Annotated in this window: 18 protein-coding genes; 9 read left to right on the forward strand and 9 right to left on the reverse strand. The window is 67.5% G+C overall.

What is annotated here, in order from left to right; all coding sequences use genetic code 11:
* The first annotated feature begins 63 nt into the window (after window positions 1-63).
* The 3 genes from AC5Y3Z_RS21255 (at window position 64) to AC5Y3Z_RS21265 (ending at window position 5,720) form a co-directional block, all read left to right on the forward strand.
* Window positions 64-819, forward strand: a complete 756-nt coding sequence (locus tag AC5Y3Z_RS21255) for a hypothetical protein (protein WP_463826688.1) — start codon at window positions 64-66, stop codon at window positions 817-819.
* A 179-nt stretch (window positions 820-998) separates the two neighbouring features.
* The gene (locus AC5Y3Z_RS21260) at window positions 999-4,742 is read left to right on the forward strand and encodes a multifunctional oxoglutarate decarboxylase/oxoglutarate dehydrogenase thiamine pyrophosphate-binding subunit/dihydrolipoyllysine-residue succinyltransferase subunit (RefSeq protein ID WP_463826689.1); all 3,744 of its coding nucleotides are present in this window, start codon (window positions 999-1,001) and stop codon (window positions 4,740-4,742) included.
* A 147-nt stretch (window positions 4,743-4,889) separates the two neighbouring features.
* A complete protein-coding gene (locus AC5Y3Z_RS21265) occupies window positions 4,890-5,720 on the forward strand; it encodes an SDR family NAD(P)-dependent oxidoreductase (RefSeq protein ID WP_463826690.1) in 831 nt (276 codons plus the stop codon).
* A 61-nt stretch (window positions 5,721-5,781) separates the two neighbouring features.
* Here AC5Y3Z_RS21265 and AC5Y3Z_RS21270 read toward each other — a convergent pair whose 3' ends face one another.
* The 3 genes from AC5Y3Z_RS21270 to AC5Y3Z_RS21280 all read right to left on the reverse strand — a co-directional run bounded on the left by AC5Y3Z_RS21270 (window position 5,782) and on the right by AC5Y3Z_RS21280 (window position 8,950).
* Entirely contained in the window at window positions 5,782-6,681 is a 900-nt protein-coding gene (locus AC5Y3Z_RS21270; RefSeq protein WP_463826691.1) for a glycine betaine ABC transporter substrate-binding protein, read from the reverse strand.
* An 8-nt stretch (window positions 6,682-6,689) separates the two neighbouring features.
* Window positions 6,690-7,871: an NAD(P)-dependent malic enzyme gene (locus AC5Y3Z_RS21275; RefSeq protein WP_463826816.1), complete on the reverse strand. Its 1,182-nt coding sequence runs from the start codon at window positions 7,869-7,871 to the stop codon at window positions 6,690-6,692.
* Window positions 7,872-7,960: 89 nt separating this feature from the next.
* Window positions 7,961-8,950, reverse strand: a complete 990-nt coding sequence (locus AC5Y3Z_RS21280; protein WP_463826692.1) for a malate dehydrogenase — start codon at window positions 8,948-8,950, stop codon at window positions 7,961-7,963.
* 210 nt (window positions 8,951-9,160) lie between these two features.
* On the opposite strand from AC5Y3Z_RS21280, the gene corA reads away from it, so the two are divergent.
* Window positions 9,161-10,252 carry a magnesium/cobalt transporter CorA gene (gene corA, locus AC5Y3Z_RS21285; protein WP_463826693.1) on the forward strand — a complete coding sequence of 364 codons (1,092 nt, stop codon included), beginning with the start codon at window positions 9,161-9,163 and terminating at the stop codon, window positions 10,250-10,252.
* Between the two features lie 6 nt (window positions 10,253-10,258).
* Here corA and AC5Y3Z_RS21290 read toward each other — a convergent pair whose 3' ends face one another.
* The 6 genes from AC5Y3Z_RS21290 to AC5Y3Z_RS21315 are packed head-to-tail and all read right to left on the reverse strand — an operon-like array spanning window position 10,259 to window position 15,641.
* Window positions 10,259-10,831 (reverse strand): suppressor of fused domain protein, encoded by a 573-nt coding sequence (locus tag AC5Y3Z_RS21290; RefSeq protein ID WP_463826694.1) that lies wholly within the window; start codon window positions 10,829-10,831, stop codon window positions 10,259-10,261.
* Window positions 10,828-12,000, reverse strand: coding sequence for an ABC transporter ATP-binding protein (locus AC5Y3Z_RS21295; protein WP_463826695.1), 1,173 nt, complete (start codon window positions 11,998-12,000; stop codon window positions 10,828-10,830). Before AC5Y3Z_RS21295 ends, AC5Y3Z_RS21290 begins: the two co-directional genes overlap by 4 nt.
* 8 nt (window positions 12,001-12,008) lie before the next feature.
* Window positions 12,009-12,848: a carbohydrate ABC transporter permease gene (locus AC5Y3Z_RS21300; RefSeq protein ID WP_463826696.1), complete on the reverse strand. Its 840-nt coding sequence runs from the start codon at window positions 12,846-12,848 to the stop codon at window positions 12,009-12,011.
* A complete protein-coding gene (locus AC5Y3Z_RS21305; RefSeq protein WP_463826817.1) occupies window positions 12,838-13,656 on the reverse strand; it encodes a carbohydrate ABC transporter permease in 819 nt (272 codons plus the stop codon). The genes AC5Y3Z_RS21300 and AC5Y3Z_RS21305 overlap by 11 nt, the downstream gene beginning before the upstream one ends.
* Before the next feature lie 50 nt (window positions 13,657-13,706).
* Window positions 13,707-15,101, reverse strand: a complete 1,395-nt coding sequence (locus AC5Y3Z_RS21310; RefSeq protein WP_463826697.1) for an extracellular solute-binding protein — start codon at window positions 15,099-15,101, stop codon at window positions 13,707-13,709.
* 15 nt (window positions 15,102-15,116) lie between these two features.
* The gene (locus AC5Y3Z_RS21315; protein WP_463826698.1) at window positions 15,117-15,641 is read right to left on the reverse strand and encodes a YflT domain-containing protein; all 525 of its coding nucleotides are present in this window, start codon (window positions 15,639-15,641) and stop codon (window positions 15,117-15,119) included.
* Window positions 15,642-15,756: 115 nt separating this feature from the next.
* On the opposite strand from AC5Y3Z_RS21315, the gene AC5Y3Z_RS21320 reads away from it, so the two are divergent.
* From AC5Y3Z_RS21320 to AC5Y3Z_RS21340, 5 genes are all read left to right on the forward strand, one after another.
* The gene (locus tag AC5Y3Z_RS21320) at window positions 15,757-16,287 is read left to right on the forward strand and encodes a DUF4190 domain-containing protein (RefSeq protein ID WP_463826699.1); all 531 of its coding nucleotides are present in this window, start codon (window positions 15,757-15,759) and stop codon (window positions 16,285-16,287) included.
* A gap of 73 nt (window positions 16,288-16,360) precedes the next feature.
* On the forward strand, window positions 16,361-17,671 hold the full coding sequence (locus tag AC5Y3Z_RS21325; RefSeq protein ID WP_463826700.1) for a magnesium transporter MgtE N-terminal domain-containing protein: 1,311 nt from the start codon (window positions 16,361-16,363) through the stop codon (window positions 17,669-17,671).
* Window positions 17,668-18,210, forward strand: a complete 543-nt coding sequence (locus tag AC5Y3Z_RS21330; protein ID WP_463826701.1) for a DUF1003 domain-containing protein — start codon at window positions 17,668-17,670, stop codon at window positions 18,208-18,210. Before AC5Y3Z_RS21325 ends, AC5Y3Z_RS21330 begins: the two co-directional genes overlap by 4 nt.
* A gap of 127 nt (window positions 18,211-18,337) precedes the next feature.
* Window positions 18,338-19,762: a lytic transglycosylase domain-containing protein gene (locus AC5Y3Z_RS21335; protein WP_463826702.1), complete on the forward strand. Its 1,425-nt coding sequence runs from the start codon at window positions 18,338-18,340 to the stop codon at window positions 19,760-19,762.
* Window positions 19,763-19,805: 43 nt separating this feature from the next.
* Window positions 19,806-20,957 carry an Mrp/NBP35 family ATP-binding protein gene (locus tag AC5Y3Z_RS21340; protein WP_463826703.1) on the forward strand — a complete coding sequence of 384 codons (1,152 nt, stop codon included), beginning with the start codon at window positions 19,806-19,808 and terminating at the stop codon, window positions 20,955-20,957.
* The last annotated feature ends 2 nt before the right edge of the window (window positions 20,958-20,959 follow it).

The following is a 20,959-nucleotide window of genomic DNA, read 5'->3' on the forward strand; positions in this document are numbered from 1 at the left end:
CCAGCGTGTTTTCTGCTGCCAGGCGGTTAGCCTGAAGAGACGCCGTCCCCGAGAGAGGCATCGATGTTCTTTCGACGCAAGAAGTCAACACCGGAACTGCCGGCGGGCGAGACCGCCGGCCGCCCGAAGATGTCCTCGCGAGCGCTGGCTCAGGTCATCGAACGCAGTTCGCACATCCAGGGACCCGCGGCCGAAGCCTATGTGTCCCGCCTACGCCACGCCGCACCCGGTGCCGATCCTGCCGAGATCGTCGGCCGGCTCGAGAAGCGCTACGTCTCGGTGGTGACGGCCAGCGGTGCCGCGGTTGGCGGGGCCGCGACCTTCCCCGGCATCGGCACCCTGGCTGCGCTGTCCGCGGCCGCCGGGGAAACCGCCGTCTTCCTGGAAGCCACCGCGCTGTTCGTCCTCGCGCTGGCCTCGGTGTACGGCATACCGCTCGACGAGCGGGAACGCCGTCGGGCCCTGATACTGACTGTCCTGGCCGGTGACAACGGCACCGGTGCGGTCTCCGACCTGATCGGTCCCGGCCGGACCAAAGGCGGCTGGGTGTCCGAAAGCATGGCGTCGTTGCCGCTGCCGGCGCTGTCGAAGTTCAACACGCGGATGCTCAAGTACGTGATGAAGCGGTTCGCGCTCAAGCGCGGCGCGCTGATGTTCGGCAAGCTCATGCCGGTCGGAATCGGCGCCATCATCGGTGCCATCGGCAACCGGGTGGTGAGCAAGAAGATCGTCCGCAACGCGCGGTCGGCGTTCGGCCCGCCGCCGGGGCGCTGGCCGGTCACCCTGCACCTGCTGCCACCCGTCCGGGATGCCAGCTAAAGGTTGTCGGTCTCGCTGGCTAATCGCGGGTGAGGCGCTAGCCTTTATTGGGTCAGAACAGGTCGGAACCATCAACCGGCCAGCCAGGGTGTGAGGCGGCCCGCCCAGCCGGGACGCACGACGTCGCAAGCGTCGCGTGAAGCGCTTGCAGGACAAAAGAATTGAGGCGAACAGCGGTCGTGGCCAACATAAGTTCACCATTCGGGCAAAACGAGTGGCTGGTCGAGGAGATGTACCGCAAGTTCCGCGACGACCCCTCGTCCGTCGACCCCAGCTGGCATGAGTTCCTGGTCGACTACAACCCCGAGTCCGCGCACGAAGACACCACCAAGCCCAGCACCGCCGAATCCAAGCCGGCCGAATCTCCCGCGCCGGAGGCCAAGCCCACCCCGGCGGCGAAGCCCGCGGTCCAGCCGGCCAAGAGCACCGCGGCGGCAGGCAACGGCGCACCCGCCAAGGCCGCAACGAAGGCCACCCCGGAAGCCGCCAAGGCGCCGGCCAAGCCCGCAGGCCCCCAGCCAGGCGAGGGCGACGAGGTGCAGGTGCTGCGCGGGGCCGCCGCGGCCGTCGTCAAGAACATGTCGGCCTCACTGGACGTGCCGACGGCGACCAGCGTGCGCGCCATCCCGGCCAAGCTGCTGATCGACAACCGGATCGTCATCAACAACCAACTCAAGCGCACCCGCGGCGGCAAGATCTCGTTCACCCACCTGCTGGGCTACGCGCTGGTGCAGGCGGTCAAGAAGTTCCCGAACATGAACCGGCACTACGCCGAGGTCGACGGCAAGCCGACTGCTGTCACACCAGCCCATACGAATCTCGGTCTGGCGATCGACCTGCAGGGCAAGGACGGCAAGCGCGCGCTGGTGGTGGCCGGCATCAAACGGTGTGAAGAATTGCGCTTCGCCGAATTCGTCTCGGCTTACGAAGACATCGTGCGGCGCGCCCGCGACGGCAAGCTGACCGCCGAAGACTTTGGCGGCGTAACACTTTCGCTGACCAACCCGGGAACCATCGGCACCGTGCACTCGGTGCCGCGGCTGATGGCCGGCCAAGGCGCCATCATCGGCGTCGGAGCGATGGAGTACCCCGCCGAATTTCAGGGCGCCAGCGCCGAACGCATCGCCGAACTGGGCATCGGCAAGCTGATCACCCTGACCTCGACCTACGACCACCGCATCATCCAGGGTGCGGAATCGGGTGACTTCCTGCGCACCATCCACGAGATGCTGCTCTCGGACGCCTTCTGGGACGACATTTTCCGCGAGTTGAGCATCCCGTACCTGCCGGTGCGCTGGAGCACCGACAATCCGGACTCCATCGTCGACAAGAACGCCCGGGTGATGAACCTGATCGCGGCGTACCGCAACCGCGGCCACCTGATGGCCGACACCGACCCGCTGCGCCTGGACAAGACCCGGTTTCGCAGCCACCCCGACCTCGAGGTGCTCACCCACGGACTGACGTTGTGGGACCTCGACCGGGTGTTCAAGGTCAGCGGCTTCGCGGGTGCGGAGTACAAGAAGCTGCGCGACGTGCTGGGACTGTTGCGCGACGCCTACTGCCGGCACATCGGAGTGGAGTACACCCACATCCTCGACCCCGAGCAAACCCGCTGGCTGGAACAGCGGGTCGAAACCAAGCACGTCAAACCGACTGTGGCACAACAGAAGTACATCCTGAGCCGGCTGAACGCCGCCGAGGCCTTCGAGACCTTCCTGCAGACCAAGTACGTCGGGCAGAAGCGGTTCTCGCTGGAAGGCGCGGAGAGCGTCATACCGATGATGGACGCCGCGATCGATCAGTGCGCCGAGCACGGCCTGGACGAGGTCGTCATCGGCATGCCGCACCGCGGCCGGCTCAATGTGCTGGCCAACATCGTCGGCAAGCCGTACTCGCAGATCTTCTCCGAGTTCGAGGGCAACCTGAACCCGTCGCAGGCACACGGCTCCGGCGACGTGAAGTACCACCTGGGCGCCACCGGCGTGTACCTACAGATGTTCGGCGACAACGACATTCAGGTGTCGCTGACCGCCAACCCGTCGCACCTGGAAGCCGTCGACCCGGTGCTCGAGGGCCTGGTGCGGGCCAAGCAGGATCTGCTCAACCACGGCGCCACCGACACCGACGAAGCCAAGGCGTTCTCGGTGGTGCCGATGATGCTGCACGGTGACGCCGCGTTCGCCGGCCAGGGCGTGGTCGCCGAGACGCTGAACCTGGCGAACCTGCCCGGTTATCGCGTCGGCGGCACCATCCACATCATCGTCAACAACCAGATCGGTTTCACCACCGCACCGGAGTACTCGCGCTCCAGCGAATACTGCACCGACGTCGCCAAGATGATCGGCGCCCCGATCTTCCACGTCAACGGCGACGACCCCGAGGCGTGCGTCTGGGTGGCGCAGCTGGCCGTGGATTTCCGGCAGCAGTTCAAGAAGGACGTCGTCATCGACATGCTGTGCTACCGCCGGCGCGGGCACAACGAGGGTGACGACCCGTCGATGACGAACCCTTACATGTACGACGTCGTCGACAACAAGCGCGGCGTCCGCAAGAGCTACACCGAATCCCTGATCGGCCGCGGCGACATCTCGCTCAAGGAGGCCGAGGACGCCCTGCGCGACTACCAGGGCCAACTGGAACGGGTGTTCAACGAGGTCCGCGACCTGGAGAAGCACGGCGTCCTGCCCAGCGAGTCGGTCGAGGCCGACCAGATGATCCCGGCCGGGTTGGACACCTCGGTGGACAAGTCGCTGCTGGCCCGCATCGGCGACGCCTTCCTGGCCCTGCCGGAGGGGTTCACCGCCCACTCGCGGGTGCAGCCGGTGCTCGACAAGCGGCGCGAGATGGCCTACGAGGGCAAGATCGACTGGGCATTCGGTGAGTTGCTGGCGCTGGGTTCGCTGGTCGCCGAGGGCAAGCTGGTCCGGTTCTCCGGGCAGGACACCCGCCGCGGCACCTTCTCCCAGCGGCATTCGGTGATCATCGACCGCAGCACCGGCGCCGAGTTCACCCCGCTGCAGCTGCTGGCCAGCAACAAGGACGGCACCCCGACCGGCGGCAAGTTCCTGGTCTACGACTCCCCGCTGTCGGAATACGCGGCCGTGGGCTTCGAATACGGCTATACCGTCGGCAACCCGGACGCGGTGGTGCTGTGGGAGGCGCAGTTCGGCGACTTCGTCAACGGCGCGCAGTCGATCATCGACGAGTTCATCAGTTCCGGTGAAGCCAAGTGGGGCCAGCTGTCCACCGTCGTGCTGCTGCTGCCGCACGGACACGAAGGCCAGGGCCCCGACCACACCTCCGGACGAATCGAACGGTTCCTGCAGCTGTGGGCGGAGGGGTCGATGACGATCGCCATGCCGTCCACCCCGGCCAACTATTTCCACCTGTTGCGCCGGCACGCCCTGGACGGGGTGATGCGGCCGCTGATCGTGTTCACGCCGAAGTCGATGCTGCGCAACAAGGCCGCGGTCAGCGACATCAAGGAATTCACCGAGATGAAGTTCCGGTCGGTGATCGAGGAACCCACCTACGACGAGGGCGACGGCGACCGCAGCAAGGTCACCCGGATCCTGCTGACCAGCGGCAAGCTCTACTACGAGCTGGCCGCCCGCAAAGCCAAGGACAAGCGCGACGACATCGCGATCGTGCGCATCGAGCAGTTGGCCCCGCTGCCGCGCCGGCGGCTCGACGAGACCCTGGACCGCTACGAGAACGCCAAACAGTACTTCTGGGTGCAGGAGGAGCCTGCCAACCAGGGCGCGTGGCCGTCGCTGGGGCTGACGCTGCCCGAGGTGCTCCCGGAGAAGCTCGGCGGGATCAAGCGGATCTCCCGTCGGGCCATGTCGGCGCCGTCCTCGGGCTCGTCGAAGGTGCACGCGGTGGAGCAGCAGGAGATCATCGACACCGCGTTCGGCTAGCCGTCTGCTCGTCGGGGTTGATTCTGCGCTCAGGGTGACGAAGTTCGAGTAACGCCCGCCGCCAGCGCAGAATCAATGCCCCGCAGTCACCCGGGACCGCCGGTACCGACTAATCTCTACCCGGAACCGACACGAGGGAGAGTGCCCATGGAGGGGTTTGCCGGGAAGGTCGCCGTGGTGACCGGCGCTGGTTCGGGCATCGGGCAGGCGTTGGCCCTGGAGCTGGGACGCTCGGGTGCCAGTTTGGCAATCTGCGATGTCGACGCCGAAGGACTGGCGCAGACCGAGGAGCAGCTGAAAGCCATCGGCGTGCAGGTCAAGGCCGATCGGCTCGACGTCACCGAGCGCGAGCGCTTCCTGCTCTACGCCGACGAGGTCGCCGAACATTTCGGCAAGGTCAATCAGATCTACAACAACGCCGGCATCGGTCACACCGGTGACGCCGAGGTCGAGCAGTTCAAAGACATCGAACGGGTGATGGACGTCGACTTCTGGGGTGTGGTGAACGGCACCAAGGCTTTCCTGCCGCACCTCATCGCCTCCGGAGACGGGCACGTCATCAACATCTCCAGCATCTTCGGCCTGTTCTCGGTGCCGGGCTACTCCGCCTACAACTCGGCCAAATTCGCGGTGCGCGGCTACACCGAGGCGCTGCGCCAGGAGATGCGGCTGCACGGCCACCCGGTGGGCGTCACCACCGTGCACCCGGGCGGCATCAAGACTGCGATCGCCCGCAACGCCACCGTGGGCGAAGGCCACAACCGCGACGATCTGGCCGAACTCTTCGACAAGCGGTTGGCCAACACCAGCCCGAAGCGGGCTGCGAAGGTCATCCTGCAGGCGGTGCGCAAGAACAAGGCGCGGGTGCTGGTCGGTCCGGACGCCGTCGCCTTGGATCTGATGGTGCGCGTCACCGGTTCGGGTTATCAGCGCCTCACCGAAATGTTCATCAGCCGGGTGATCCCGTCCGAGCGCTGACGCCCGCGTCGATGCTGCGTCCAGGGCGGCGAAGTTCGAGTGCAGCCCGCCGCCAGCGGCGTCAACGCCCCAGCGGGTGCTCGCCCAACCAGGCGTCGGCCACTGCCTGCGGATCGCCCCCGCCGGCCACTCTGCGGCGCATCTCGACCAGCGCGGCGGTGTCCAATACTCCCGCGATCTCATTGATTGCCAGCAACTGTCGCTTGCTCAGCTCGTTGCGCCGGTACAACGGCACCACATTCTCCGCCCGGATCAGCGCAGGTTTGCCGTCCGCCAGCGCAACCAGGTTCGTAGGCACCGCGGGGTCGGCGGTGCTGGCCCAGGCCGCGGTCAGCTCGCCGGCCTGAAGAGCCGCGAACATCGTTGCGCTGTCCGGGAATTCGCGGAGCACGGGCAGCCGGCAGGTTCCCACTGTCGAGGGCGGCTGGCGGTTGGCGACGCTGCCTATCCGCAACCCGTCACAGTGCGCGTGTAGCAGGCCGAGGTCGCTGCCGCCCCACCCGGCCGCGGTCGCCCCGGTGACGACCAGTTCGGGTTTGTCCTCGGCCGCGGTGGCGAAGTCGCCCGCCGCGATCCCTTCGGGCAGAGCCGCATTCATCGCGCGGTAGACCTGGGCGTCGGACTGCGCGGAATCGTCGGACGCGGCCGCGCCGCGGTGCGCCGAGGTGTCCGACCGCCCTCCGGTGTCCGGCGGCGGCAACGCTCCGGGCTGCAGGCTCTGCAATACCGTGCCGGTGAAGGCGGGGACGATGGCGAACGAGCCATCATCCAGTTTGGCCATCGGATCAGTCGCAGTATCGACGCGTGCCGCAAAACCGTAGAAACGCAGCGCCGAAACATACAGTGCCGCAAGAAGTTTCGAGTCGGGGGTGGAACCCACCACCAACTCCCGGTCGGTGGCGCCCGATGAGCATCCGCTGAGCACCACCAGGGCCAGCAGCAGCGCGGCCAGCCTGCCCATGCCTACCCTCAATCGGAGAAGTCGGCGGCCAGAGCCACCGCTTTGGCCACCGCGTCGCCGACCCGCCGGTCCAGCGGACTCGGCACGATCCGGTCGATGGCCAGGTCTTCGCTGGCCACCGAGTAAATCGCCTCGGCCGCGGCAACCATCATCTGCTGGGTGATACGGCGTGCCCCGACGTCCAGAGCGCCGCGGAATATCCCGGGGAAGGCCAGCACATTGTTGATCTGGTTCGGGAAGTCACTGCGCCCGGTGGCGACGACGGCGGCGTACCTGGCCGCGACGTCGGGATGGATCTCCGGGTCGGGGTTGGACAGGGCGAACACAATGCCGTTCGGCGCCATGGTGGCGATCAGCTCTTCGGGCACCAATCCCCCGGACACACCGAGGAAAACGTCGGCGCCGTCGAGCGCCTCGACCAGTCCGCCGGTGCGCCCACTCGGGTTGGTGCGACGCGCCAGTTCATCCTTGACGACGTTCATGTCGTCGCGGCCGCTGTGCACGATGCCGCGCGAGTCGAGCACCGTGATGTCTGAGATTCCGCTCGCCAGAAGCAGATTCGTGCACGCGACACCCGCGGCCCCGGCACCGGAGACCACCACCCGTACCGCGGCCATGTCCCGGCCAAGCACCTTGGTGGCACCCATCAGCGCCGCCAGCGCGACGATCGCCGTGCCGTGCTGATCGTCGTGCATCACCGGGCAATCCAGCGCCTCGATCGCCCGTCGCTCGATCTCGAAACAGCGCGGCGCGGAGATGTCCTCGAGATTGACCGCGCCGAACGTCGGGCGCAGCCGCACCAGGGTTTCGACGATCTCGTCGGGATCCTTGGTGTCCAGCACGATCGGGATCGCGTTCAGGCCGCCGTATTCCTTGAACAGCGCGCACTTGCCTTCCATCACCGGCAGCGACGCGGCCGGGCCGATGTCACCCAGACCGAGCACGGCGCTGCCGTCGCTGACGACGGCGACCAGCCGGTTGGCCCAGGTGTAGCGGGCGGCCAGGGTGCGATCGGTGGCGATCGCGCGACTGACCTGCGCCACGCCCGGGGTGTAGGCGATCGACAACGCACGCTTGGTATCCAGCGGTGCCGTGAGTTCCACCGACAGCTTGCCGCCGACGTGTGCCTCGAAGATTTCCTCGTCGGTGATCACGACCTGCGGTGTTTGCTCGGGAAGACTTGTCATCATGTCAAGCGTCTCAGACACAGCCCTCAGCGTACTCAGCCCGGCCGGCGATCCCCGAACCGCTGTCGCGTACCCGCCTCAAGCGAGCAGGCTCAGATCAGCTTCAACTCCGTGACGGCGTTGCGCTCGTCGGCCAGCTCGCCGGTGGTCGCGTTGATCTTGCCGCGGGAGAATTCGTCGATCTCCAGACCCTGCACGATCTCCCACTTGCCGTCCTTGGTGGTGACCGGGAACGACGAGATCAGGCCTTCGGGCACGTCGTAGGAACCGTCGGAGTACACGGCCATCGACACCCAGTCGTCCTTCGGGGTGCCCAGCAGCCAGTCCCGCGCCGCGTCGACGGTCGCCGATGCGGCCGAGGCGGCCGAGGAGGCGCCGCGAGCCTCGATGATGGCCGCGCCGCGCTTGGCGACGGTCGGGATGAAGTCGTTCTCGACCCAGTTCTGGTCGTCGACCACCTCAGCGGCGTTCCTGCCACCGATCTCGGCGTGGAAGATGTCGGGGTACTGGGTGGCCGAGTGGTTGCCCCAGATGGTGACCTTCTTGATGTCGGTGACCTTGGCGCCGGTCTTCTTGGCCAGCTGGGAGATCGCCCGGTTGTGGTCCAGGCGGGTCAGCGCGGAGAACCGCTCCTTGGGGATGTCGGGAGCATTGCTCAGCGCGATCAGCGCGTTGGTGTTGGCCGGGTTGCCGGTCACCCCGATCCGGACGTCGTCGGCGGCGACCTCGTTGAGCGCCTTGCCCTGGGCGGTGAAGATCGCGCCGTTGGCCTCCAGCAGGTCGCCGCGCTCCATGCCCTTGCTGCGCGGCCGGGCGCCGACCAGCAGAGCCAGGTTCACCCCGTCGAAGATCTTGTTCGCGTCGGCGCCGATCTCCACGCCGGCCAGCAACGGGAACGCACAGTCGTCGAGTTCCATCACGACACCCTCGAGCGCCTTGAGGGCGGGCTCGATCTCGAGCAACCGCAATTCGATCGGGCGGTCCGGGCCCAGCAGCGAGCCGCTGGCCAGACGGAACAACAGGCTGTAGCCGATCTGGCCGGCGGCACCGGTGACGGCGACCTTGAGAGGACTTGCGCTCACGTCGGTTCTGCTCCTTTGACGGATCCTCGTTCGACGGATCCTCTAGACGGGTTTGGCGTCGAAACTAGCGCACCGGCGCCGTCGCGAATCCGCCGGTCCATGCCGTGGCTGGGAATCCGCTGTCTGACCGGCTGTAGGCACTGATGAAAGGCGCCTGAACGCGTACGATGACCACCGCCGGTCAGACCTGTCCAGCGATCGGAGGTCGATGTGTTCCCTGGATTCGACGCATTGCCCGAAGCGCTCAGACCGGTCGCCCGGCAGAAAACGCAACACGTTCACCCGGTCCCCGATCCGCCGGTGCCGACCCTGGTCGACTGCGGTGTCTACGTCGACGGCGCCCGGCTGCCCGGCAAGTGGGCGCCCGCCGAAGCGCTGGCCAAAGTTCGAGAACTCGGACAGTCCGCCTTCGTGTGGGTCGGGTTGCACGAACCTGACGAGGCCCAGATGCAGCAGGTGGCCGACGTCTACGGATTGCACCCGCTGGCGGTCGAGGACGCCGTACACGCCCACCAGCGGCCCAAGCTGGAGCGCTACGACGAGACTTTGTTCCTGGTCCTCAAGACGATCAATTACGTGCCGCACGAGTCAGTGGCGCTGGCCCGGGAGATCGTGGAGACCGGCGAAATCATGATCTTTGTCGGCGCGGACTTCGTGGTCACGGTCCGCCATGGCGAACACGGCGGCCTGCACGAGGTCCGCAAGCGGATGGACTGCAATCCCGAACACCTGCGGTTGGGTCCCTACGCGGTGATGCACGCGATCGCCGACACCGTGGTGGACCACTACCTGGCGGTGACCAGCCTGATGGAAGACGACATCGACGCTATCGAGGTGGTCGCCTTCGCGCCGGAGCGCTCGATCGACGTCGAGCCGATCTATCTGCTCAAGCGGGAGGTCGTCGAGATGCGCCGCTGTGTCGCGCCGCTGTCGGCCGCATTCATGCGGATGCAGACCGACAACAAGGACCTGATCTCCAAGGAGGTCAGGCGCTACCTGCGCGACGTCGCCGATCACCAGACCGAGGCCGCCGACCAGATCACCAATTACGACGAAATGTTGAACTCGCTGGTGCAGGCCGCGCTGGCCCGCGCGGGCATGCAGCAGAACATGGACATGCGCAAGATCTCGGCCTGGGCCGGTATCGTCGCCGTGCCCACCATGGTCGCCGGCATCTACGGGATGAACTTCCACTTCATGCCGGAGTTGGACTCCAAGTGGGGCTACCCGTCGGTGGTCAGTCTCATGGTGATCGTCTGCATGTTCCTCTACTTCAATTTCCGGCGCCGAGGCTGGCTGTAACCCGAGCTAATTGGGTTGCGCGGCAGGACGATTCGGGTCCAACACGTCGACGCCGTCGCTGAACCAGGCCTGGCGCATCGCTTCGGCACCTTTGAGCCGCACCCAGGCAGCCTCGGTCGCGGTGACCGGCGTCGCGGAAAGGAATTCCACCGGCGCCCGCGGTGCCTGCAGCGGCAGGTCGGCAATCTCGCTGTGCCCCAACAACACCGCGGTGAACGGCGCGCCCGACCACAGTGGCGCACCCAGGTCGATCAGCGCGTCGGCCACCAGCACCATGCCTTCCACCGCCGGGGTCGCGGCCACTATGGCCAGGCTGCGCGCCAATCCGGCGACCGGTCCCGGATCACGCAGCCGCAGCACCACTTCGGCACGCGGGCCGCGAAGCTGGTCGGTGACCAGCTCGGTCGGATCGGTCATCGCAGCCCGCGAACATCCCAGGGTGACGTAGTGCGTCACGCCGGCCGCGCGGAACCGCAACACCTCGATGGGTTCGGCACCGAGGAAGGTGACACTCGCCGAATCCGGTTCGATACCGGCGAAGTGACTGCGCAGGTGGCCCCGCACCGCGTCGAGTGTCACTTGACGCGCGGCAGCGTGAGGTTCACGCCGGTGTCGGCGTCGAACACAGCGATTTTGCCGGGATCGAAGGCCAATTCGATCTGCTCGCCCATGGCCGCCTTCGATTCAGCGGAAACCCTTGCCACGAACTGATTCTCGTTGACCTCCGATTCGGCGGCCACTTCGTCCAGCCGGGCCGAGTGAACTTCGGGACCGGCCGTGGTGAAGTACACATACTTGTCCGACCCCAGCGATTCGACCAGGTCGACGCCGGCCGGGAACACCAGCGAACCGATCCGCTGATAGCCGTCGATCAACGCGGCATCGGCGATGTGCTCGGGGCGCACCCCCACGATGACGTTGTCCGGTGCGGCGTGCGATGCGATCACATCCTGCACCTCGGGGGACAGCGTCACCTCGCCGAACGGCAGCTTCAGCCCGAGGGTCGTCAACGTGGCAGGGAAGAAGTTCATCGCCGGCGAGCCGATGAAGCCGGCGACGAACAGATTCGCCGGCCGCTCGTAAAGCTCAGTGGGCGTACCGATTTGCTGGGCCAGACCGCTGTGCATCACCACCACCCGGTCGCCCAGCGTCATCGCCTCGGTCTGATCGTGGGTGACATAGACGGTGGTGGTACCCAGCCGCTTCTGCAACCGGGCGATCTCGCCGCGCATCTGCACCCGCAGCTTGGCGTCGAGGTTGGACAACGGCTCGTCCATCAGAAATGCCTTGGGGTGGCGCACGATTGCCCTGCCCATCGCGACCCGCTGCCGCTGGCCGCCGGAGAGCTGCGCGGGCCGGCGATCCAGCAGGGCAGTCAGATCCAGGATCTTCGCGGTCTCCTCGACCTTCTGCGCGATGTCGGCTTTCTTCAGCTTGGCCAGCGTCAGCGGAAACGCGATGTTCTGGCGCACCGTCATGTGCGGGTACAACGCGTAGGACTGGAACACCATGGCGATGTCGCGGTCCTTGGGCGCTTTCTCGTTGACCCGCTCCCCACCGATACGCAGCTCGCCCGACGAGATGTCCTCGAGTCCGGCAATCATGTTCAGCGTGGTGGTCTTTCCGCAGCCGGACGGACCGACCAGGATCAGGAATTCGCCGTCGGCGATGGTGATGCTCAGGTCCCGCACGGCCACGTGACCGTCGGCGTAGCTCTTGTGCACATGTTCCAGCACGATCTCGGCCATCGCGTCAACTATCCCTTCACAGCCCCAGAGGTCAACCCGGCGACGATCTTTCGCTGAAAGACCAGTACGAAGACGATGATCGGAACCGTGATGACGATCGCTCCCGCCGCGATCGATCCCGTCGGCTCCTCGAACTGCGAACTGCCGGTGAAGTTCGCGATCGCCACCGGCGCAGTCGTCGCAGCCTTGGTGGCGGTCAGCGACAACGCCAGCAGCAGGTCGTTCCAGGCGAAGATGAACACCAGGATGGCCGCGGTCACCAGGCCGGGTGCCGCCAGCGGCGCGATCACCTTGACCAGCGCCTGCGCCGGGGTCGCGCCGTCCATCTTGGCCGCCTTCTCCAAATCCCACGGGATTTCCCGGAAGAACGCCGACAGCGTGTAGATCGCCAGCGGCAGCGCGAAGGTGATGTAGGGCAGGATCAACCCCGGCCAGGTGTCGAACAACCCGATCGCCCGTTCGATGTCGAACAACGGCGTCACCAGCGAGATCGCCGGGAACATGGTGATCAGCAGCGTCATACCGATCAGCAACCGCTTACCTGGGAATTCAAGGCGCGCAATGGCATACGCGGCCATGGCACCGAGCAGCACCGCGATCACGGTGGTGATCAACCCGATTCCGATCGAGTTGATCAGCGCCGAGCTGAAGATGTCGCCGCGGAAGATGCCCCGGTAGTTGTCCAGCGTCACCTGGGCCGGAATCAGCTTGCCGTCCTTGACATTCGATGTCGGTTTCAGGGAAAGACTGAAGATCCACAGCACCGGCAACAGTGCGTACACCAGCACCAGTGCGTCGACGACGACCCAGAAAGCGACGCGACGGCCCTCGAACCGTTCAACGGCCATCGGCAGCACTTCCCGGAGCCGCCGCACCGAACAGCTTGATGAAGGTCAGCGCGATCATCCCGACGCAGGCGAAGATGAGCACGCTGATCGCCGAACCCAGGCCCAGATTGAAGCCTTTGAACAAGTTGTCGTAGCCCAGGATCGACACCGAGCCGGTGTTGTTGTCGCCCGCGGTCAACACGTAGATGTTGTCGAAGATGCGAAATGCGTCCAAGGTGCGGAACAGCAGCGCGACCACCACCGCGGGCTTGATGATCGGCAGGGTGACCTTCGTCAGCCGCTGCCAGGCGCCCGCGCCGTCGACGTGCGCCGCCCGGAGCAGGTCCTCGGGGACCAACGCCAACCCGGCCAGCAACAGCAGCGCCATGAAGGGCGTGGTCTTCCACACCTCGGCGAGCACCACGATGCCCAGCGACGGAATCTGATGGGTCAGCGGCGCGCTTCCGTCGGGCAGCAGACCGGCCAGGTAACCGGTGCCCGGCGTCCACGCGTAGTACCAGCTGTACGACGCGACCACCGTGACGATTCCGTACGGGATCAGCACCGCGGTGCGCACCAGCCCCCTGCCGAACAGGGTGCGATGCATCACCAGCGCCAACGACAGACCGAGGATGAACTCGACCGCCACCGAGACCACCGTGATCCCCAGCGTCACAGCCAGGGCGCTCCACCAGTACCGGTCGGTCAGGACGGTCTGATAGTTCTCCAGGCCCACGAAGACGGTGTCCTCGGGCGTGGCCAGGTTGTTGCGCTGCAGGCTCAGCCACATCGCGTAACCGATCGGATAGGCCGTGACGGCCAGCATCATCGTCACTGCCGGCGCGACCAGCAGGTACGCCAGCCGCCGCTCCGAGGCGGTCACGGCAGCAACCCCTTGCCGTCGAGGGCCTTCTGCACTTCAACCACCAGGTCGTCGGCGGTGCGCTCGGGGTCGATCGCGGTGATGGGGCTCAGCGCCGACGCCAGCCGGATGGACAACGCCTGGTAGGCGGGGGTCGCGGGCCGCACCGCGGCCTCGGTCAGCTGTTGGCGAATGATGCCGTACATCGGGTACTTCGCCTGGAACTGCGGGTCGGAGTACAGCGAGACCCGCACCGGCGGCAGACCGCCCTCCATCGACACGTACTTCTGGTTCTGCAGGTCGCGCAGGCACCGGACCGCTTCGAAGGCCTCAGCCCGGTGGCGGGTGGTCGACGCCACGGCCAGGTTCAATCCTCCGATGGTGACTCTGGCCGGGCGACCGTCCAGGCCGGGGTAACGCGCAAAGTCGAACACCTTGCGGCTGGCCGCGTAGGCGGTGCGGAACTGCTCGTCGCTGGGTGCGAATGTGCCGAGCTTGTTGACACTGCCGGCCAGCTCGGGCAGCCGGTCCAGGCGCAGGAACGGCACCCCACCCTTGACCGCATTCTCCAGTAGCGACGCCAGGACGTAGGGCCAGTTGACTTCCAGTGCGGCGCGGCCCTGTTCGACCGCCAGGCGCGCGGTGCCCTCGTCGCTGCGGGTGATGGACGGGTCGGCCCCCGGCGCGGTGGCCACCGATTTCATGATCCGCAGCGCGGTCACGGTGGCGGCGCGGTGCTCGGGGGTGTCGGTCAGGGTGACGTGCTTGCCGTCCTCGGCGAGCACCCGACCACCGGCGCTGGCCAGCAACGTGTTGAACCACACCACCAGACCTTCGCCCTCGTTGCCCTGGCCGGCAATCCAGCTGGGCTGGCCGGCTGCGTGCAAGCGGGCCGCCTCGGCCAGCATGCCGCTCCAGTCGCGCGGCGGCTGCACCACCAAATCTGCTCGGTACCAGAGCAATTGAGTGTTAGTGGTCAGCGGCGCGGCGTACAGCCGATGATTCCAGGTGGCCGTCTGCAGCGGGCCCGGCAGGGTATCGGCCACCGCGTCGGACTCGGTCAGCCCGGACGGGTCCGCCGACAACGGCAGCGCCCAGCCCGCCTCGGCGAACTCCGCGGTCCACACCACGTCGAGGCCCATCAGGTCCAGGGTGTGATCGTTGCCGGTCAGCCGGCGGGCCAGCTGCAGGCGCTGTTGGTCGGGCGACCTGGCCAGACTCACCTGAGCGATGCGGTAGCGTCCGCCGGCTTGCGCCGTGCATCGCGCCGCCATCGCGGTGTAGGTAGTCCCGTCAGTGGCCGGGGTATACAGGCTGATCGCCAGGCCGGAATTCCCAGAGCCGCACGCCGCGGTCACCGACGCGACGGTGAGCGCCGCCAGCGCGGCCGCCCCCCAACGCCGCAACAGCAACCTTCCGCCCCAGCGTCAGATCGCCAGGCGCGCCAGCAGGTCTCGTGCCTTCTCCGCGTTCTGCGGATCGCAGAGCACGTCGTAACGCCCGGCCACCAATTGCATGGTCGAGCTGAAGTCCCTGGTCCCGCGCGCCATCGCGTAGGGCACCGCTGAGGTGATCAAACCGAAGAAGACTCCGGCGACCAGGCCGGTGACCAGCGCACCCCACGGGTTCGGGCTGAAGAAGCCCAGCACCAGCCCGATGAACAGCCCGAGCCACGCGCCGCTGAGCACGCCACCACCCAGCACCTTGCCCCAGGTGAGCCGCCCGGTCACCCGTTCCACCTGCATCAGGTCGACGCCGACGATCGTCACCTGCTGCACCGGAAACTCTTGATCGGACAGGTAATCGACGGCGCGCTGCGCCTCAGCGTAAGTGGGGTACGACCCAACCGGCCAGCCGTTGGGCGGGGTGGGCAATCCGGGCACATTGCGCCGACCCGCGGCACCACGGCCCGCCGCGGGCCCGGGTTGTTCGGGCTGGAATGGGCTAGTCATCGGTCCTCATTCTTTCACGTCCCTGGTCCACGCACTATGCAGCGGGCCCGGCCGCGTCCGCAACGGTCCGGATATCCCCTGGCCACCGGCCCGTGCGCGGGTAAAGTCGACCACCATGACAGCTCCCCGCGACGACGGCGCGGCCTACGGGGGATCCTCGTCCCCGTACGACGAAACCCAGTGGGCAGTGCCAGGGTCCTCGCAACCGGCCCCGAGCTACCCGCCCCCCTACCCGTCGACGCCGCCGCCCGGCTACGCACCTCCGCCGAACTATGGCGCCATGCCGTATCCCGCTGCGCCGCCTCCTCCGGCCTACCCGGCTCCCGGTTACCCGCCCTATCCGGGACCGATCAGTCCCTACTACCCCGCCGCCCCCGGCAACAACGGCATGGCCCTCGCGGCGCTGATCACCTCGATCGTGGGTGTGGTGATCGGCATTCCGCTGATGTTGTTCTGCTTCATCGGGGCGGCGCTGCCCATTACCGCCGTGGTGCTGGGCGTCGTCGCACTGAACCAGATCAAACAAACCCAGCAGCCCGGACGCGGCATGGCGATCGCGGGCATCGCGGTGGGTGGGACGACGCTGGGGCTCGGCGCGGTGTTTTTCATCATCTACCTCGTCGCGATGGCCGCTGCCAGCCGCTGATCGCACACCCCGCGCGACCCGTTCGGCGGACTCGCCACGCGTGACCGCCGAGGGCGCTCCTAGGCTCTTATCTATGGGATCCGTCAACAGGGTGTACGTGGCGCGGCTGCCGCGCATGATGGTGCTGGGTCCACTCGGGGAATCCTTCGGACGGGTCCGCGACGTCGTGATCGGCATCAGCATCGTGCGTCAGCAACCCCGGGTACTGGGGCTGGTCGTCGACCTGGCCACCCGGCGCAGCATCTTCATCCCGATGCTGCGAGTCGCAGCAATCGAGCCCAGCGCGGTCACGCTGAGCACCGGCAACGTGTCGCTGCGTCATTTCGAGCAGCGGCCGGGTGAGGTGCTCGCGGTGGGCCAGGTGCTGGACACGCAGGTCAAGGTCAACGATCCCGACCTGCCGGAGTTGGCCGGACTGGACTTCGTGGTCGCCGATCTCGGGATCGAGCAGACCCGGACCCGCGACTGGGTGGTGAGCCGGGTCGCGGTGCGCACTCATCGCCGGCTACGACGGCGCGGGCCGGTGCACGTAGTGGACTGGCAGAACGTGCACGGCCTGACGCCGTCGGCGCTGGCGATGCCCGGGCAGGGTGTGGCTCAGCTGCTGGACCAGTTCGAAGGGCGCAAGGCGGTCGACGTCGCCGACGCCATCCGTGGCCTGCCGTCCAAACGCCGCTACGAGGTGTTCAGTGCCCTCAACGACGAGCGGCTGGCCGACATCCTGCAGGAGCTGCCCGAACTCGACCAGGCCGAGGTGCTGTCCCAGCTGGGCACCGAGCGCGCCGCCGACGTCCTGGAGGAGATGGATCCCGACGACGCGGCCGACCTGCTCGGCGTGCTCAATCCCACCGACGCCGAAGTGTTGCTGACCCGGATGGATCCCGACGATTCCGACCCGGTGCGACGGCTGCTCAAGCACTCCCCCGACACCGCGGGCGGTCTGATGACCTCCGATCCGGTGGTGCTCGCCCCGGACACCTCGGTCGCCGAGGCGCTGGCCCGGATGCGCGACCCCGACCTGACCGCCGCGCTGGCGTCGATGGCGTTCGTGTCGCGGCCACCGACGGCCACTCCGACCGGGCACTACCTGGGTTGTGTGCATCTGCAGCGGCTGCTGCGCGAGGCGCCGGCCGAACTGGTCGGCGGAATCGTCGACAGCGATCTGCTGACCCTCACACCGGAGACCCCGCTGGCCGCGGTGACCCGGTATTTCGCTGCCTACAACCTGGTATGTGGACCGGTGGTCGACGATCAGAACCATCTGTTGGGTGCGGTGACCGTCGACGACCTGCTGGATCACCTGCTACCGCATGACTGGCGGGTGGACGTGCCGCAGCTCGACCCGGCCGGCCGGCCGGCACGACCCGGAGGTTCATCGGAGTGAGCAAGTCCTCGACCCCGCGGGGCCTGTACACCCCGCGCACGTCGCGCCGATTCACCCCCCGGCTGGATCCCGAGGCCGTAGGGCAGATCACCGAATCCATCGCCCGGTTCTTCGGCACCGGCCGCTATCTGCTGCTGCAGACGGTGTTCGTGATGATTTGGATTGCCCTGAATCTGTGGGCCGTGCGCTGGCGGTGGGACCCCTATCCGTTCATCCTGCTCAACCTGGCGTTCTCCACCCAGGCGGCCTATGCGGCCCCGCTGATCCTGCTGGCCCAGAACCGGCAGGAGAACCGCGACCGCGTGGCCCTGGAAGAGGATCGGCGCCGCGCCGCCCAAACCAAGGCCGACACCGAGTACCTGGCGCGCGAACTGGCCGCGCTGCGGCTGGCCGTCGGCGAGGTCGCCACCCGCGATTACCTGCGCCACGAACTCGAAGATCTGCGCGACATGCTCGCGAATCTGGCGGCCGGGGCGCCGGACGGTGACGCCGTGCGGGTGCCCGACGGTGCCGAGCGGCGAGCTAAGAAATCGAGCTGAGAAACCTCTGAACCATTGCGCAACTCCCGTTACAAGAGTTATGTATGGTGATCTAGTTCACGAAGCTAACAAGACGCTAACAATCAGGTCAGCTTTCCCGGCGGCTCATGAATCGAGGACGGTCGAGGTGCGCATAGGGGGACGCTGGGGTGTTGGCCCGGCCGTCGCGAAAGTGCGGCAGGGGGCACTTCACGTGACGAGGACGCCGGCTTTCGGCGTCGTGATGATCTCCCCCCTGATCTTCGCCGGCGCGGTCAGCGGCGCGGCGCCCGCGATGCACGGCAAGCTGCCGTCGCGCACCGCGATCGCACCGGTCGCCGCAGTGGGCCCGGCTCCGCACGTCGACCTGTCCGGCCCGACGGTCATCTCCGTGCAGCGGGTGCCGACCAGCTTCCACGTCGCCGCCGCGCACAGTTCCGCGCCACCGCCCCCGACAGTCGTCAATTCCCCTGGCGCTCTTGGCATTCCGATCATGGCTTTGTCTGCATACCGCAACGCCGAGCACAAGATGTCCACGCTGGAACCCAATTGCGGGGTCAGCTGGAATCTGCTCGCCGGGATCGGCCGCATCGAATCCGGCCACGCCGGAGGCGGCGCCGTCGATGCCCGCGGCACCGCAACCAACCCGATCTACGGTCCGTCGCTGGACGGCTCCCTGCCCGGCAACGAGGTGATCGTCCAGAGCAACCAGGGCAACCGGGTGACCTACGCCCGCGCGATGGGACCGATGCAGTTCCTGCCCGGCACCTGGGCGCGTTACGCCATCGACGGTGACGGCGACGGCATCCCCGATCCGCAGAACCTGTTCGACGCGACCATGGCCGCTGCCCGGTATCTGTGCAGTGGCGGGCTCAACCTGCGGGACCCGGCGCAGGTGATGGCCGCGATCCTGCGTTACAACAACTCGATGTCCTACGCCCAGAACGTGTTGGGCTGGGCCGCCGCCTACGCCACCGGTGTGGTCCCGGTCGACCTGCCGCCGATCACCGGGCCGCCGCCGCCCATCGGCGATGCTCACCTCGAGCGGACCGAAGGCCTGGGACCCAACCTGCCGCTGAATGTGACCGGACTGGGCGTGAACGACCCGCTGGGGCAGCACATGCCGTTGATCGACTTCGGTCAGCCGCAGATCGTGGCGCAGTACCCCAACCTGAACGGTCCGCCGCAAGCACCGGCGTGGCCCTGGCTGCCGCCGGCCCAACAGCCGGCCCCGCTCCCGACGAACACCCCGGGATGCACGCTGATCTGCATCAGCTCGCAGAACCCCGAGGCTGTTCAGCCCGGGATGGCGCCGGTTCCCAACGGGGGCATCGTGCTTGCGCCGGCTCCGCCGCCGGCCGCGCCGCCGTTCCCGGACCCGTTTGCTCCGCCCGCCGCCCCGGCGCCGATGGCACCGCCGACCCCGGCCGCTCCGGCCCCTGCCGCTCCGGCCCCGGCAGGCCCGGCACCGGCCCCGCGGGCGCCCAACGCGTCGCCGTCGCCCAAGCCGGCCGGTCCGCAGCAGCCCAGCCCGCCGGCGCCCGGCGAGCCGGCGCTCGGCCCGGTCAGCTGACCGTCCGGGAGCCCGCGCCGCACGCCGCCTAGACTCGGCGGTGATGTCCGGAACCCGAGATGACGCCGACGATCTGACCACCGCGATTCGCACCGCGCTGGCTAGAGTGATCGACCCCGAACTGCGGCGCCCGATCACCGAACTCGGGATGGTCAAAAGCATCGACCTCGGGCCCGACGGTGGCGTGCACGTCGGGATCTACCTGACCACCGCCAGCTGCCCGAAAAAGTCCGAGATCAGTGCCCAGGTCACCCAGGCGGTCAACGACGTGCCCGGCACCGGCGCGGTCCAGGTGAGCCTGGACGTGATGAGCGACGAGCAACGCACCGAGTTGCGCAAGCTGTTGCGCGGCGACGCCGCCGAACCCGTCATCCCGTTCGCCCAGCCCAGCTCGCTGACCAGGGTGTACGCGGTCGCCTCGGGCAAGGGCGGGGTCGGCAAGTCCACCGTCACGGTCAACCTGGCCGCGGCGATGGCCGCCCGCGGGCTGTCCGTCGGCGTGCTTGACGCCGACATCCACGGCCACTCCATCCCCCGGATGATGGGCACCACCGACCGGCCCACGCAGGTGGAGTCGATGATTCTGCCGCCCATCGCCCACGAGGTGAAGGTGATCTCGATCGCCCAGTTCACCCGGGACAACACGCCGGTGGTGTGGCGCGGGCCGATGCTGCACCGCGCGCTGCAGCAGTTCCTGGCCGACGTGTACTGGGGTGACCTGGACGTGCTGCTGCTGGACCTGCCGCCGGGCACCGGTGACGTCGCCATCTCCCTGGCCCAGCTGCTGCCGAACGCGGAGATCCTGGTGGTGACCACGCCGCAGGCCGCCGCCGCCGAAGTGGCCGAACGGGCCGGCAGCATCGCCATCCAAACCCGGCAGCGCATCGTCGGCGTGGTGGAGAACATGTCCGGGTTGACGCTGCCGGACGGCACCACGCTGCACGTATTCGGCGAGGGCGGCGGCCGGCAGGTCGCCGAACGGCTGTCACGTGCCGTCGGCGCGGATGTGCCGCTGCTGGGTCAGATTCCGCTGGATCCGGCGCTGGTGAGCGCCGGCGACGCGGGGGTGCCCGCGGTGCTCACCGCGCCCGACTCCGCGGTAGGCAAAGAACTCGGCCGGATCGCCGACAGCCTGTCCTCGCGGCGGCGCGGCCTGGCCGGCATGTCGCTCGGGCTGGACCCCACCCGGCGCTGACC

It is taken from the genome of Mycobacterium sp. NGS61, assembly GCF_059812325.1.

Coding starts and splice junctions, on each gene's coding strand:
- AC5Y3Z_RS21315 (WP_463826698.1), bottom strand. CDS start 15,641: ATGACTAGCCCATTCCAGCCCGAACAACCCGGGCCCGCGGCGGGCCGT.
- AC5Y3Z_RS21340 (WP_463826703.1), top strand. CDS start 19,806: ATGTCCGGAACCCGAGATGACGCCGACGATCTGACCACCGCGATTCGC.
- AC5Y3Z_RS21295 (WP_463826695.1), bottom strand. CDS start 12,000: ATGGCCGAGATCGTGCTGGAACATGTGCACAAGAGCTACGCCGACGGT.
- AC5Y3Z_RS21320 (WP_463826699.1), top strand. CDS start 15,757: ATGACAGCTCCCCGCGACGACGGCGCGGCCTACGGGGGATCCTCGTCC.
- AC5Y3Z_RS21305 (WP_463826817.1), bottom strand. CDS start 13,656: ATGATGCTGGCCGTCACGGCCTATCCGATCGGTTACGCGATGTGGCTG.
- AC5Y3Z_RS21270 (WP_463826691.1), bottom strand. CDS start 6,681: ATGGGCAGGCTGGCCGCGCTGCTGCTGGCCCTGGTGGTGCTCAGCGGA.
- AC5Y3Z_RS21265 (WP_463826690.1), top strand. CDS start 4,890: ATGGAGGGGTTTGCCGGGAAGGTCGCCGTGGTGACCGGCGCTGGTTCG.
- AC5Y3Z_RS21325 (WP_463826700.1), top strand. CDS start 16,361: ATGGGATCCGTCAACAGGGTGTACGTGGCGCGGCTGCCGCGCATGATG.
- AC5Y3Z_RS21255 (WP_463826688.1), top strand. CDS start 64: ATGTTCTTTCGACGCAAGAAGTCAACACCGGAACTGCCGGCGGGCGAG.
- AC5Y3Z_RS21300 (WP_463826696.1), bottom strand. CDS start 12,848: ATGGCCGTTGAACGGTTCGAGGGCCGTCGCGTCGCTTTCTGGGTCGTC.
- AC5Y3Z_RS21275 (WP_463826816.1), bottom strand. CDS start 7,871: ATGATGACAAGTCTTCCCGAGCAAACACCGCAGGTCGTGATCACCGAC.